Genomic DNA, 13,324 nt, shown 5'->3' with positions numbered 1-13,324 from the left:
CCTCAGCGGAGGGCGGCGGCCGCCGCGGTGAGCGCCGCGAACGCCTCGCGCATCCGCCACGACCCGCGGTCGCGGGGGCCGATCGGGTTGGACACCGTGCGCAGCTCGGCGAAGGGCAGGCCGGCCTGGGTGGCGGCGACGGCGACGCCGTACCCTTCCATGGCCTCGGCCACGGCGTCGGGGTGCCGGTCGGCGAGGGCCGCGGTGCTCGCGGCGGTGCCGGTCACCGTGCTGATCGTGAGCACCGCGCCGACGGTGGCCGCCGGGAGGGCGGTCCGCAGGGCGCCCAGCAGGCCCGGGTCGGCGGGTACGACGCTGCCGCCGCCCAGCAGCTCGGCCGGCATGCCCAGGTCCTCCACGGGGATGAAGCCGGTGGGCGACTCGGCGCCCAGGTCGGCGGCGACGCTGCGGGTGGCCAGGACGGTGCCGCCGACCGGTGCCCGGTCCACGAAGCCGCCCGCGATGCCCGCGCTGACCACCGCCCGGTACGGCCGCCCGGCACCCTCGGCGAGCGCCAGGAGCCGGGCGGTGGCCGCGCCGGCGACGGCGGGGCCGACACCGACCGGCAGGACGGTGACCGTGGGATCGGTGAGGCCCGCCCGGACCGCGTCCGCCTCGGCGGGTACCGCGGTCACCACCAGCAACCCGCTCACGCCACGGGCCCCCGGGGCTCCCGGCGGTTCTCGTCCTCGGTGCCGCCCGGCCCGCCCACCGAGGAGGACGGGCGGTAGATGTGGAACCCGGGCGGGGCCAGCTCGTCGTCGTCGACCGGCGGGGGCGGGTCGGCCCGGTGCGGGGCCGGCGAGGTGGGGGCCGGGTCGTCGAACTCCGCCTCGTGGGCCAGTTCGTCGTCGCCGAGCGGGCGGCCGACCAGGTGCTCGCCGCGCAGCCGGGTCGCCACCAGCACCCCGCGGGCGGCCACCAGCGCGGCCACGCCGGCGGCCACCGCCACGCCGATCCGGCCGGTGAACGGGACCAGCCCGAGGCCGCCGCCGGCCACGAAGGCGAGCATCAGCACGGTCTCCGAGTGGGCGAAGGAACTGGCCCGCAGCCGCTCCGGGATGCGCTCCTGGATCGAGGCGTCGACCGCGAGCTTGGCGATCCCGCTGAACAGGGAGGCGACCAGGCAGAGCAGTGCCACCAGGGGCAGCGAGAACTTCAGCGCGGCGAGCACCGCCACGCCGGCCACGATGATCGTGCCGCTGGACTGGATCGCGGTCGGGCGGTGGATGTGCAGCCGGGTGCCGATCGCGGTGGCCAGGAAGCTGCCCACCGCCAGCGCGCCGCCGACCAGGCCCAGCGCGCCCTGGGCGCCCAGGTTCCGGCCGAAGAAGTCGGTCGTGAGGTCGCCGGCCTTGATCGCGAAGGCCAGGAAGAGCAGCAGGAAGCCGTAGAGCCCGCGCAGCGCCGCCGAGCCGATCAGGGTGGCGATCACCAGCCGGCCGGCCGGCCGGCCCCGGCCCAGCGGGCGTTCCCCGTCCCGGCGGCGCAGCGCCCGCAGCGGACGCGGCACCCGCTCCGGCGGCTCCGAGTCCGCCCGCGGCGGCAGCCGGAGCGAGATCACCATGCCGATCAGGAAGATCAGCGAGGCGACCCGGAGCGGCCACTGCGGCCCGAACCAGAACGCGGCCAGCCCGATCGGCGCGACCAGCGCGCCGGCCACCGTGCCGTAGACGCTCGCCCGGGCGCCCGCCTGGGACAGCCCGAGCCCCTCGGGCAGCAGCCGGGGCACCGCCGCGGAGCGGGCCACCCCGTACGCCCGGGAGAGGGCGAGCACGCCGAACGCGGCCGGGTAGAGCCCGAAGCCGCCGATGTAGTCGGAGATCAACCAGGCCAGGAAGGCGCGGCCGAGCATGGTGGCGGCCAGCGCGTACCGGCGGCCGTGCCGGAAGTGGTCCAGCAGCGGGCCGACCACGGGGGCGAGCATGGCGAACGGGACCATGGTCACCAGCAGGTAGAGCGCGACCTTGTTGCGGGCCTCGCCCAGTGGCACGTCGAAGAAGATCGTCCCGGCCAGGCCGATGGCGATCAGGGTGTCCCCGGCGCAGGAGAGGGCGTGCAGGTCGAAGAGGCGGACCATGCCGACCTCGTTGCCGGCGCTGCGGGCGCGGGCCGTCCCGGCCCGCCGGGTCATCCACCGCCCGCCGTGCAGCGAGCCCCGGAGCAGCAGGCGGGTGGCGCGGATGCCGGTGCCGACGGTACGCCCGAGGACGGACCGGCCGGAGCGGGAGGACAGCGGCATGCGTCCCATCCTCGCCCATCTCATCCACGTGCGCCGCACCACCCGGGGAGAACGACACCGGGGAGTGCCTGTGACTCCACCGCCGGCATGGGGAACAATGGTCCGGTGACCAGGCCCGCCTCCGCCCGCGCTCCCCGGCTCGACCAGGTGTGCGCCGCCGCCGTTGACGTGGCCCGCGCTGCCATCACCGAGGTCGACCCCGCCGACGTCGGCGACCACCTCCAGGCCGTCGCCGAGGGCGACCGGCTCGTCACGCACTACTTCGAGTGCCGCCTTGCCGGCTACCGGGGCTGGCGCTGGGCCGTCACGGTGACCCGGGTGCCGCGCAGCCGCACGGTCACCATCTGCGAGACGGTGCTGCTGCCGGGCGGCGACGCGCTGCTCGCCCCTGGCTGGCTGCCCTGGCAGGAGCGGCTCAAGCCGGGCGACCTGGGCCCCGGCGACCTGCTGCCCACTCCGGCGGACGACGAGCGGCTCGCCCCCGGCTACCTGCTCTCCGACGACCCCGCCGTGGAGGAGACCGCCTGGGAGCTCGGCCTCGGCCGGGCCCGGGTGCTGTCCCGCGAGGGTCGCACCGAGGCGGCCCAGCGCTGGTACGACGGCGACCACGGCCCCGATGCCGCGATCTCGGTGGCCGCGCCGGCCGCCGCCCGCTGTGGCACCTGCGGCTTCTACCTGCCGCTCGCCGGCGCGCTGCGGCAGTCCTTCGGCGCCTGCGGCAACTTCTACGCCCCCGACGACGGCCGGGTCGTCAGCGCCGACCACGGCTGCGGCGCCCACTCGGAGACGCTCGTCGAGGCGGCCGAGAGCCCGGTCGACGAGTTGCCCACGGTCTACGACGACAGCGCGGTGGAAGCGGTGTCGGTGAGCCGGGCCCCGGGCTCGGTGGAGGCGGCCGAGCCGGCGGAGCCGTACGGCCACCCCTGACGGGTCAGCACTGAGCGGTCAGCCCTGACGGGCGGTGGCCGCCCGGCGGCGACGCCGGTTGGCGTCGTGCCGCATCATCACGGCCAGCCCGGGAAAGCCCCACAGGAAACCGGCGAGGCAGGTCCAGAGCCAGTTCTCGTGCCCGTGCTCGGTGAGCCAGTCGCGGAAGAAGAGCAGCAGCACCAGACCGGCCACCGCCCAGACGACCAGCCCGGCGACGGCGATCGGCACCATCGGCGGGTCGAGCGGCTCGGGCCGCGGTTGTTGCTCCTGGGGCACGCGCCCAGCGTACGCGATCGTTCTTCCCTGCCCGTGAGTGATCTGGGACGATGCGCGCGACAACCGGTCGATCAATATGTGAGGACCCGATGGCCATAGCGCCGCCGCCGGACCACGGCACCCCACCCGATCCCGCGCACCCGCGCAACGCCTTCGACCGCTTCTTCGAGATATCCGCCCGGCGGTCGACGCCGGGCCGCGAGGTCCGGGGCGGTCTGGCCACGTTCTTCACGATGGCGTACATCGTGGTGTTGAACCCCCTGATCCTGGGCAGCGCCGTCGACGGCGACGGCCGCAAGCTCGCCATCCCGGCGCTGGCGGCGGCCACCGCGCTGGTCGCCGGCGTGATGACCATCCTCATGGGCGTGGTGGCCCGGTTCCCCATCGCGCTGGCCGCCGGGCTGGGCGTGAACGCGCTCGTCGCGTTCGAGATCGCGCCGCAGATGACCTGGGCGGACGCCATGGGTCTCGTGGTGATCGAGGGTGTGCTCATCGGCATCCTCGTGCTCACCGGGCTGCGTACCGCGGTGTTCCGCTCGGTGCCGACCCAGCTCAAGACGGCCATCGGCGTGGGCATCGGCCTCTTCCTGACCATCATCGGCCTGGTCGACGCCGGCTTCGTCCGGCGCGTGCCGGACGTCGCGAACACGACCGTGCCCGTCGGGCTGGGCATCAGCGGCAAGATCGTCAGCTGGCCCCTGCTGGTCTTCGTCGTGGGCCTGCTGCTCACACTGGTGCTGGTGGTACGCCGGATCCGCGGCGCGATCCTCATCGGCATCCTGGTCTCCACCGTGCTGGCGATCATCGTGGAGGCGGTCGGCAACATCGGGCCGTCCTTCGTCAACGGGAAGCCCAACCCCAAGGGCTGGGCGTTGAACGTGCCCGAACTGCCGAAGAAGGTCGTGGACGTCCCCGACCTCTCCCTGCTCGGCAACTTCAACGTGCTGGACTCGTGGACCCGGGTCGGCTGGCTGGTCCCGCTGATGTTCGTGTTCACCCTGCTCATCACGGACTTCTTCGACACGATGGGCACGATGGTCGCCATCGGCCAGGAGGGCGACATGCTCGACGAGCGGGGCACCCCGCCGCGGGCCCGGGAGATCCTGCTCGTCGACTCGATCGCCGCCGCCGCGGGTGGCGCGGCCTCGGTGTCGAGCAACACGTCGTACATCGAGAGCGCGGCCGGTGTCGCGGAGGGCGCCCGGACCGGGGTGGCCAACCTGGTCACCGGCGGCCTGTTCCTGCTGGCCATGTTCCTGGCGCCGCTGTCGGTGGTGGTGCCCTTCGAGGCCGCGTCGACGGCGCTCGTGGTGGTCGGCTTCCTCATGATGACGGCGGTCCGCACCATCGACTGGACCGACTACGAGATCGCCATCCCGGCGTTCCTCACCATCGTGCTGATGCCCTTCACCTACTCGATCTCGAACGGCATCGGCGCGGGCGTGATCACCTTCGTTCTGCTGAAGCTCGCGAAGGGCAAGGTCCGCGAGGTCCACCCCCTGCTGTACGGAGTGGCCGCCCTGTTCATCCTTTACTTCCTGCGCGGGCCGATCGAGGCCGTGGTGCTCTGAAGTCGCTGGTGAGCCTGGTCATATCGGATGTCGTTAGCCAGGCTCATTAGTTAAGCTAACTACTGTGACGGAGCGGACGGTGACGGCGAAACGCGTGCCACCGGCGCAGCTGGCCCCTCAGCTGCGTGATGCGATCACCCGACTCAACCGGCGGGTCCGGCAGGCCCGACCGGTCGGTGACCTCACGGTCACCCAGCTCTCGGCGCTCACCAGCCTCAAGCTGGCGGGCGCCCTGACACCCCGGGAGCTGGCCGATGTCGAGCGGGTGCAGCCGCCCACGATGACGAAGATCGTCGCGAAGCTGGAGGAGCGCGGCCTCGTGCAGCGCACCCCCCACCCGACCGACGGACGGCAGGTCATCCTGGCGGCGACCGAGGGGGGACGGGCCGTGCTCGACCAGTTCGAGCGGGCCCGCAACGAGTGGCTGGCCAGCCGGTTGGCCGCGCTGACCGAGGAGGAACGCGACACGCTGAGTCGTGCCGCCGACATCCTCCAAGGCATCGCTCGCGCCTGAACGGGTACCCGCGTCCCGCGGTCCGCTTCGTCCGTTGTGGATGAGGCGTACTTGATCGCGAGGAGGCGCACCTAGAGTGCAGGCCAAGCTGAGCACGATGTTCCAGTCCCTACGAGTCCGTAACTACCGACTCTTCGCCACCGGGCAGCTGATCAAGTTGATCGGCGTCTGGATGATGTTCATCGCCCAGGACTGGCTCGTCCTCGAGCTCAGCGACAACTCCGCGACCGCGCTCGGCGTGGTCACCGCGTTGCAGTTCACCCCCGTGCTCCTGCTGACCCTGCTCTCCGGCCGCCTCGCCGACCGCTACGACAAGCGGATGCTGCTCTTCGTCGCCAACGCGTTCTGGACCGCGCTGGCGCTGGTGATGAGCATCCTGGTGATCACCGGTCTGGTGCAGCTCTGGCACGTCTTCGCGTTCGCCGCCCTGCTCGGCGTCGCCAACGCCGTGGAGACCCCGGTCCGGCAGGCGTTCGTCTCCGAACTGGTCGGCGTGCCGCTGCTGCCGAACGCGCTCTCCCTCAACGCGGCCACCTTCAACTCGGCGCGGATCGTCGGCCCGGCCGTCGCCGGCCTGGCCATCGCCGCCTTCGACGTCGGCCCGGTCTTCCTGTTCAGCGCGCTCAGCTCCATCGCCCCGCTGGTCAACGTCGTCCGGATGCGCGCCGCCGAGCTGCACCGCAAGGACCTGCCGCCGGCCGGCCAGCGCGACCAGGCCAAGGTCGTGGACGGCCTCCGGTACGTGGCGCGCCGCCCCGACCTCCTGCTGCCGATGGTCGTCATGTCGGTCATCGGGATGAGCCTGTTCAACTTCCAGCTCACCCTCGCGGCGCTGGCCAAGACCGTGTTCAACACCGGCGCCGCCTCGTTCGGCCTGTTCAGCACGGCGCTGGCGGTCGGCGCCCTGGTCGGCGCCCTCGCCGGCACCGGGCGGCGCAGCCGGCCCTCGGTCTGGCTGGTGCTCGGCGCGGCGGTCGGCTGCGCCAGCTTCGGCACGCTCGTCGGGCTCGCCCCGGCGTACTGGCTGGTGGTCGCGCTGCTGCTGCCCACCGGGTTCTTCATGGTGTTCTTCGCCCAGGCCGCCAACCAGCGGGTCCAGCTCGGCGTCGACGCCGCCTTCCGGGGCCGGGTCATGGCGCTCTGGGTGCTCGTCTTCCTCGGCACCAACCCGGTCGGCGCGCCGATCATCGGCTGGGTGGCCGAGACCTACGGCGCCGGCGCGAGCATCTGGATCGGTGGCCTCCTCTCGCTGGCCGCCGCGCTGCTGGCGCTCACCTGGCAGCTGCGCCGCTCCGGCGCCCGGCTGCGGATGCGGGTGCTGCCCATGCCGCGCTTCTACGTGGTGTCGCCCGGGGCCGAGTGACCCGCCGACCGCCCGAAGGACCGGTTCCCGCCCATGGGGACCGGTCCTTCCTCATTCATTCGCGTCCGGATCTCGCCAATCGGGTGGCGGGCGGGGACAACGAGGCTTAGCGTCGATACGTGGGAGTGGGGCGGGGACTGCTGCTGATGCTGGCGATCCTCGCTGTCTGCTGTCTGCCGGCCCTGTTCGCGCTGGTCTTCTGCGCCGACGAGATCCTCGACCGGGTGGCCTGCGGGTGGGCCGAGTGGCGCGAGCAGCGCCGGGAACGCCGCACCATCGCCCGGCTGGACCGGGCCATCGAGGCCGAGTCGCTCACCCGGGACATCGACCTCACCGAGTTCGACCGGGCGGACCGCCGCCCGCTGGAACAGCTCGCCACCGACCTCCGCCGCCTCGGCGGCCACCGGCTCGCCGCCAGCGACCGCTCGGTGGTGTGGCACGGCGCGGTCATCGACGCGTACGACGAGCGGCTCCGGGCCGCCTGCGGGGCGCTGGGCATCGCCGAGCACCTGACCGAACTGGAGGGCGTCGACCGGGAGATCGAACGGGTACGCGTCGAGGGCCTCCTGCACGCCGCCGGGCTGACCCTGCCCGCCGCCCGTCCCGGTCACCACCAGCGGCACCGCTGACAGGTGCGGCTCTTCGTCGCGGTCTACCCGCCGAAACCGGTGGTCGACGATCTGGGCGCCCAGGTGGCCCGGCTGCGCACCGGCGCCGCCTCCGCGGCCGGCACCAACGTCCGGCTGGCCGACCCGGCCAACGCCCACCTCACGCTGGCGTTCCTCGGCGACACTCCCGACGACCGGCTGGTCGACGTGGAGAGCGCGCTCGGCCTCGCCGCGCAGACGTTCCGCGACGCCCGGGGCAGCTCCCCGCGGCTGCGGCTCGGCGGCGGGGGCAGCTTCGGGCGCGGCCGGTTCACCGTGCTCTGGGTGGACGTACAAGGCGAGGTCGACGCGCTGGCCGTGCTCGCCCGGCTGATCCGTTCCGGCCTGCGCCGGGCGCGGCTGCCGCACGACGAGAAGCCGTTCCGGGCCCACCTGACCATCGCCCGCCCCGGCGACCGGATCGACCGCGCCGACGTGCTGGCCGACCGCGAAACCCTGCACGACTACCTGGGCCCGGAGTGGAGCGCCGACGAACTGGCCCTGGTCCGCAGCCACCCCGGCCCGAAGCCCACCTACGACCGCCTAGCCACCTGGCCCCTGTAACCCACCCCGCCCGGCCCCGCCCTCCCCCGCGATCTTGCACTTTGTGCCCCGACAAAAGGTCCAAACGACCCAGGTCGAGGGCACCAACTGCAAGATCGACGGGGAGAGGGCGACGGGCGAGGGCGAGGGCGGCGGGTGAGGGGGACTACCAGGCCCAGGCTTCCGGGCCGGGGCCGCCGTTGCCTACCGGCGGGAACAACTCGTCGAGCTTTTCCAGGGTCTGCTCGTCGAGCTTCACGTTCAGGGCGCCCAGGTTGCGGTCGAGCTGGTCCATGGTGCGCGGGCCGACGATCGGGGCGGTCACGCCCGGGCGGGAGAGGAGCCAGGCCAGGGCCACGTCGGCCGGGTCGTGGCCGAGGTCGGCGCAGAGCTTCTCGTACGCCTCGATGGTGGCCCGGTGCTCGGCCAGCGCGTCGGCCGACCGGCCGCTGGCGCCGCGGGCCGCGCCGCCCTCGGCCATCTTGCGGATGACACCGGAGAGCAGCCCGCCGTGCAGGGGCGACCAGGGGATGATGCCCAGCCCGTAGTGCTGCGCGGCCGGGATCACCTCCAGCTCGACGTGCCGGGTCATGAGGTTGTAGATGCTCTGCTCGGACACGAGGCCGAGGAAGTTGCGGCGGCCCGCCGCGGCCTGCGCCTGCGCGATGTGCCAGCCGGCGAAGTTGGACGAGCCGACGTAGAGGACCTTGCCCTGGGCGACCAGGGTCTCCATGGCCTGCCAGATCTCCTCCCACGGCGTGCTCCGGGAGACGTGGTGCATCTGGTAGAGGTCGATGGTGTCGGTCTGGAGCCGGCGCAGCGAGTCCTCGGCGGCCCGGATGATGTGCCGGGCGCTCAGGCCCTGCTCGTTGGGCCACTCGCCCATCTTGCCGTAGACCTTGGTGGCCAGGACGACCTTGTCCCGGCGCCCGCCGCCCTGCGCGAGCCAGCGGCCGATGATCTGCTCGGTGACGCCCTCACCGAGCTTCCAGCCGTAGACGTTGGCGGTGTCGAAGAAGTTGATCCCGTGTTCCAGCGCCCGGTCCATGATGGCGAAGCTGTCCGGCTCGGTCGTCTGCGGACCGAAGTTCATGGTGCCGAGGCAGAGCCGGCTCACCGACAGACCGGTGCGTCCCAGGTTCGTGTACTCCATGGGTCCACCCTGGCACGCGGGCACTTAGAGTGCCCACGACAACTCCAGCTCGGCGCGTCTGACGCCGCGCCGCGACCTGGAGCCGTCGGACGTTACCAGGGTGGACCGTCGATCAGGAGGACTCGCGGGCCGCCGGGCCGCTGCCGAAGAGGACGTCGTCCCAGCTCGGCAGCCGCTTGCGGGGCTTGCCACCGGCCTCGGTGGACTCGGTGCCGCTGCCGCCGGTCGCCGCCGGAGCACCGGTGCGCCGCGGCCGGAGCACGGCCAGCGACGGCACGGCCGGGATCTCCTTCGGCGCGTCCGAGTCGTCGTCGAACGCGGAGCCCTGGCCGCCGCCGAGCAGCGCGGCCGCGCCCCCGGTGACCGCCCGCTGGCGGGGTGCGTCGGGCCCGGCCAGCGCGGCCGGCGAGCGGGTGTCCAGGCCGCGGCCGGACGTGCCGCCGAGCGGCCGGTCCAGCGAGGCGAGCAGCGCGTCGCGGCCGGCGCGGATCGGGTCCCGCCCCGGACGGGCGTGCTCGGCCGGCGACGGCAGGCCGTGCCCGCCCCGGCCCGGCTCGCCGCGCGACGGGCCGGGCAGCGCGTGGCCGCCCCGCTCCGGCGCCGGCTCCTGGCCGAGGATCGGCGTGGGCCGCTCGGCGCACAGGTACTGCGCCATGTCGTCGTGCGGGGTGACGTTCTGCCGGAGCTTGTCGAGGTCCCAGACCGCCTGCGCGGTGGCCTTGCCCGACGGCCAGGTGGCGATGATGCGCCAGGTGCCGTCGTCGCGCCGGTAGGCGTCCCACGAGATCTTCTCGGTGTCGATCCCGTGCTGGGCCAGCCGGCCGTTGACGACCTCGGCCAGCGGGGTCGGCTTCTCGGCGCCCTTGAGCCGGGTGCGCCGCGCGTGCTGGGCGAGCATGGCCCGCTCCTGGAGCACCGGGCCCGCGTAGCGCAGCACCCGGTCGACCGGCACGCCGGCGATCCGGGCGACGTCCTCCGCGGACTCGCCGGAACGGATCCGGGCCTGGATGTCCCGCGGGGAGAGCGACGGGGTGGGATCGGCGGCGGACGGCACGACCGCGAGGGGCGTGGCGCCCGGCTCGGCGTGCAGCGCCGAGGCGATGCGCTCGTCGATGGGCAGGGCGAGCAGGCGCCCGACCTCGTCGGCGAGCACCAGAGCCTGGCCGTCCTCCGAGAGGGCGACGAAGCGTACTGGGCGCATGGGCTTGCCTCCGTCCCGCTTCGCTGGCCGTCACGCCACGAGCCGGCCACCCGGGCGTCCTCGGACCACCGTACGCTCATCTACCCGAAGGTGGGGGATGCGACACCCGGCATGTTGCGACTGAGCTGCGGTGATGATCACGGTGGGTGGTCACCGGGGCCCCGATGACCACCCACCGTCACCGGGTGATCAGAGTCGCTCGACCACGTAGTCGATGGACGCGGTGAGCGCCTCCACGTCGGCCGGCTCGACCGCCGGGAAGAGCGCGACGCGCAGCTGGTTGCGGCCGAGCTTCCGGTAGGGCTCGGTGTCCACGATGCCGTTGGCGCGCAGCGCCTTGGCGATCGCGGTGGCGTCCACGCCGTCGGCGAAGTCGATCGTGGCGACCACGTTGGAGCGCAGCGCCGGGTCGGTCACGAACGGGGTGGCGAACGACGAGCGCTCCGCCCAGCCGTAGACGATGCCGGCGCTCTCGGCGGTGCGCTTGGCCGCCCAGGCCAGCCCACCCTGCGAGTTCATCCAGTCGGTCTGCTCGGCGGCCAGGAAGATCGTGGCCAGCGCCGGCGTGTTGTAGGTCTGCTCCAGCCGCGAGTTGTCGATAGCGGTGACCAGGTCGAGGAAGGCCGGGATGTAGCGGCCCGACTCCTTGATCTCGGTGGCCCGGGCCAGCGCGGCCGGCGACATGAGGGCCAGCCAGAGGCCGCCGTCGGAGCCGAAGCACTTCTGCGGCGCGAAGTAGTAGACGTCGGTCTCACCGACGTTGACCTCCAGGCCGCCGGCGCCGGAGGTGGCGTCGACGAGCAGCAGCGAGCCCTCGTCGGCGCCCGGCACCCGGCTGATCGGCACCGCCACGCCGGTGGAGGTCTCGTTGTGCGGGGTGGCGTAGACGTCCACGCCCGCCTCGGCGACCAGGGTCGGCGCGCTGCCCGCGTCGGACTTGCGCACGGTCGGCTCGCCCAGGAACGGCGCGTCCTTGACCGACTTGGCGAACTTGGCGCCGAACTCGCCGAAGCTGGCGAACTGGGCCCGGTCGCGGACCAGGCCGAAGGTGGCGACCTCCCAGAAGGCGGTGGTGCCGCCGTTGCCGAGCACCACCTCGTAGCCCTCTGGGAGGGAGAAGAACTCGGCGATGCCCCGGCGCAGCCGGGCCACCTGGTCGCGGACCGTCTTCTGCCGGTGCGAGGTGCCCAGGTAGCTGGTGGCGACGTCGGCGAGCGCGGAGACCGCCGCCGGACGGACCTTGGACGGCCCGCAGCCGAAGCGGCCGTCGGCGGGCCTGATGTCGTCGGGAATCCGGATGGTCGGTGCGTCAGCCACGGTTGTCTCGATCCTTCCGCATGGGCGAGGGCGGGCCCTTTCAGCGGGCGCGGAGCGACGGCGGCCACGCGCGGGCGCGCGGCGGAGCCGGGTCCGAGCCCGGTCCGGCGGCACTGCCGGCCTTCATCCTCGCACCCGCGCCACCCGGCCCGACGGCTGGTCCCAAGCTCCGGGGTGAGTCGTATGCCACACGCGAAGGGCCCCGACCTGGCGGCCGGGGCCCTTCGGGGCGGTTAACAGGGGCCCCCTCCTATACCGGAGGCGTTAACAGGGGGCCCTTCCTTACACCTCAGACGCCGTGCGGGATGGCGTCCCAGCCCTCGACCTCCTGCGGCTTCCGGCTGCCCGGGCCGACGTAGCGGGCCGACGGGCGGACCAGCCGCTGGAGCTTCTTCTGCTCCAGGATGTGTGCGGACCAACCGCCCATCCGGGCACAGGTGAACATCGAGGTGAACATGTGCGCCGGCACCTCGGCGAAGTCGAGCACCACGGCCGACCAGAACTCGACGTTGGTGGCGAGCACCCGGTCCGGACGGCGGGCCTGGAGCTCGGCCAGGGCGGCCTTCTCCAGCGCCTCGGCGATCTCGAAGCGCGGCGCGCCCAGTTCCTTGGCGGTGCGGCGGAGCACGCGGGCGCGCGGGTCCTCGGCCCGGTAGACCCGGTGGCCGAAGCCCATGAGCCGCTCGCCCCGGTCGAGGACGCCCTTGACGTAGCCCTCGGCGTCGCCGCTGCGCTCGACGGCCTCCAGCATGCTGAGCACCCGGGACGGCGCGCCGCCGTGCAGCGGGCCGGAGAGCGCGCCGATGCCGGAGGAGATGCAGGCGGCGGCGTCGGCGCCGGTGGAGGCGACGATCCGGGTGGTGAAGGTGGAGGCGTTCAGGCCGTGCTCGGCGGCCGAGATGAAGTAGGCGTCGACGGCCTTGACGTGCCGCGGGTCGGGCTCACCCCGCCAGCGCTTCATGAACCGCTCGACGATGGTCTCCGCCTTGTCGATCTCCTTCTGCGGCACGGCCGGCAGGCCGAGGCCGCGGGCGGACTGGGCCACGAAGGAGAGCGCGGTGACCGACACCCGGGCCAGGTCCTCGCGCGCCTGCTCGTCGGAGATGTCGAGAAGCTGGCTGAGCCCCCAGTACGGGGCCAGCATGGCGACCGCGGACTGCACGTCGACGCGGATGTCGCCGGAGTGCACCGGCACCGGGAACGGCTCCGCCGGCGGCAGGCCCGGGCCGAAGCGCCCGTCGACAAGCAGCGCCCAGACGTTGCCGAAGGAGACCTGACCGATCAGATCCTCGATGTCCACGCCGCGGTAGCGCAGCGCGCCACCCTCGCGGTCCGGTTCGGCGATCTCGGTCTCGAAGGCTACGACGCCCTCCAGGCCCGGTTTGAAGTCGGCCATGTCGTCTCCTGGCTTCCGGCGGTGGTGGTGGCCGCGCGGGCTCGACGGGCCCGCGGCTTAGGCGACCCTCAGGGATGTGTTCGGAACATCTTGCCTGCTCGGTAACCGGATTCGCGACCCGCGGCGACTGTGCGCCACATGACATCCCCGCCGGTGGACAAGCTCACGGGC

Annotated in this window: 13 protein-coding genes; 6 read left to right on the top strand and 7 right to left on the bottom strand. The window is 73.3% G+C overall.

Translation table 11 applies throughout. From position 1 onward, the window contains the following. Nucleotides 1–2: 2 nt before the first annotated feature. Nucleotides 3–653 (bottom strand): futalosine hydrolase, encoded by a 651-nt coding sequence (locus GA0070603_RS17430; RefSeq protein ID WP_091315006.1) that lies wholly within the window; start codon nt 651–653, stop codon nt 3–5. Continuing rightward, nucleotides 650–2,242 carry an MFS transporter gene (locus tag GA0070603_RS17425; RefSeq protein WP_091315003.1) on the bottom strand — a complete coding sequence of 531 codons (1,593 nt, stop codon included), beginning with the start codon at nt 2,240–2,242 and terminating at the stop codon, nt 650–652. Before GA0070603_RS17425 ends, GA0070603_RS17430 begins: the two co-directional genes overlap by 4 nt. A gap of 87 nt (nt 2,243–2,329) precedes the next feature. Between GA0070603_RS17425 and GA0070603_RS17420 the strand changes: the two genes are divergently transcribed. Beyond that, on the top strand, nt 2,330–3,169 hold the full coding sequence (locus GA0070603_RS17420) for a DUF3027 domain-containing protein (protein ID WP_091315000.1): 840 nt from the start codon (nt 2,330–2,332) through the stop codon (nt 3,167–3,169). A gap of 18 nt (nt 3,170–3,187) precedes the next feature. On the opposite strand, the gene GA0070603_RS17415 is transcribed toward GA0070603_RS17420, so the two are convergent. Next, complete coding sequence (locus GA0070603_RS17415) at nt 3,188–3,403, bottom strand: DUF2530 domain-containing protein (RefSeq protein ID WP_393200648.1); 216 nt, start codon at nt 3,401–3,403, stop codon at nt 3,188–3,190. Between the two features lie 134 nt (nt 3,404–3,537). Between GA0070603_RS17415 and GA0070603_RS17410 the strand changes: the two genes are divergently transcribed. From GA0070603_RS17410 to thpR, 5 genes are all read left to right on the top strand, one after another. Continuing rightward, a complete protein-coding gene (locus GA0070603_RS17410; RefSeq protein ID WP_091314995.1) occupies nt 3,538–5,019 on the top strand; it encodes an NCS2 family permease in 1,482 nt (493 codons plus the stop codon). Nucleotides 5,020–5,083: 64 nt separating this feature from the next. Next, the gene (locus GA0070603_RS17405) at nt 5,084–5,533 is read left to right on the top strand and encodes a MarR family winged helix-turn-helix transcriptional regulator (protein ID WP_187399635.1); all 450 of its coding nucleotides are present in this window, start codon (nt 5,084–5,086) and stop codon (nt 5,531–5,533) included. A gap of 76 nt (nt 5,534–5,609) precedes the next feature. Then, complete coding sequence (locus GA0070603_RS17400) at nt 5,610–6,896, top strand: MFS transporter (protein ID WP_091314989.1); 1,287 nt, start codon at nt 5,610–5,612, stop codon at nt 6,894–6,896. Between the two features lie 119 nt (nt 6,897–7,015). Beyond that, nucleotides 7,016–7,525 carry a hypothetical protein gene (locus GA0070603_RS17395; protein WP_091314987.1) on the top strand — a complete coding sequence of 170 codons (510 nt, stop codon included), beginning with the start codon at nt 7,016–7,018 and terminating at the stop codon, nt 7,523–7,525. A gap of 3 nt (nt 7,526–7,528) precedes the next feature. After that, nucleotides 7,529–8,107: an RNA 2',3'-cyclic phosphodiesterase gene (gene thpR, locus GA0070603_RS17390; protein WP_091314984.1), complete on the top strand. Its 579-nt coding sequence runs from the start codon at nt 7,529–7,531 to the stop codon at nt 8,105–8,107. Between the two features lie 145 nt (nt 8,108–8,252). Here the strand turns inward: thpR and GA0070603_RS17385 are convergent, their stop codons facing one another. From GA0070603_RS17385 to GA0070603_RS17370, 4 genes are all read right to left on the bottom strand, one after another. Then, nucleotides 8,253–9,239 carry an aldo/keto reductase gene (locus GA0070603_RS17385; RefSeq protein ID WP_091314981.1) on the bottom strand — a complete coding sequence of 329 codons (987 nt, stop codon included), beginning with the start codon at nt 9,237–9,239 and terminating at the stop codon, nt 8,253–8,255. A gap of 112 nt (nt 9,240–9,351) precedes the next feature. Next, nucleotides 9,352–10,440: a septation protein SepH gene (gene sepH / locus GA0070603_RS17380; RefSeq protein WP_091314978.1), complete on the bottom strand. Its 1,089-nt coding sequence runs from the start codon at nt 10,438–10,440 to the stop codon at nt 9,352–9,354. Between the two features lie 189 nt (nt 10,441–10,629). Then, nucleotides 10,630–11,757 (bottom strand): phosphoserine transaminase, encoded by a 1,128-nt coding sequence (serC, locus tag GA0070603_RS17375; protein WP_091314975.1) that lies wholly within the window; start codon nt 11,755–11,757, stop codon nt 10,630–10,632. A 289-nt stretch (nt 11,758–12,046) separates the two neighbouring features. Continuing rightward, on the bottom strand, nt 12,047–13,153 hold the full coding sequence (locus GA0070603_RS17370; RefSeq protein WP_091314973.1) for a citrate synthase 2: 1,107 nt from the start codon (nt 13,151–13,153) through the stop codon (nt 12,047–12,049). Between the last annotated feature and the right edge of the window lie 171 nt (nt 13,154–13,324).

This window comes from Micromonospora chersina (assembly GCF_900091475.1).
GTDB lineage: Bacteria > Actinomycetota > Actinomycetes > Mycobacteriales > Micromonosporaceae > Micromonospora > Micromonospora chersina.
Note: the sequence above shows the minus strand (reverse complement) of the source record. Positions and strands in the feature narration are given on the sequence as shown.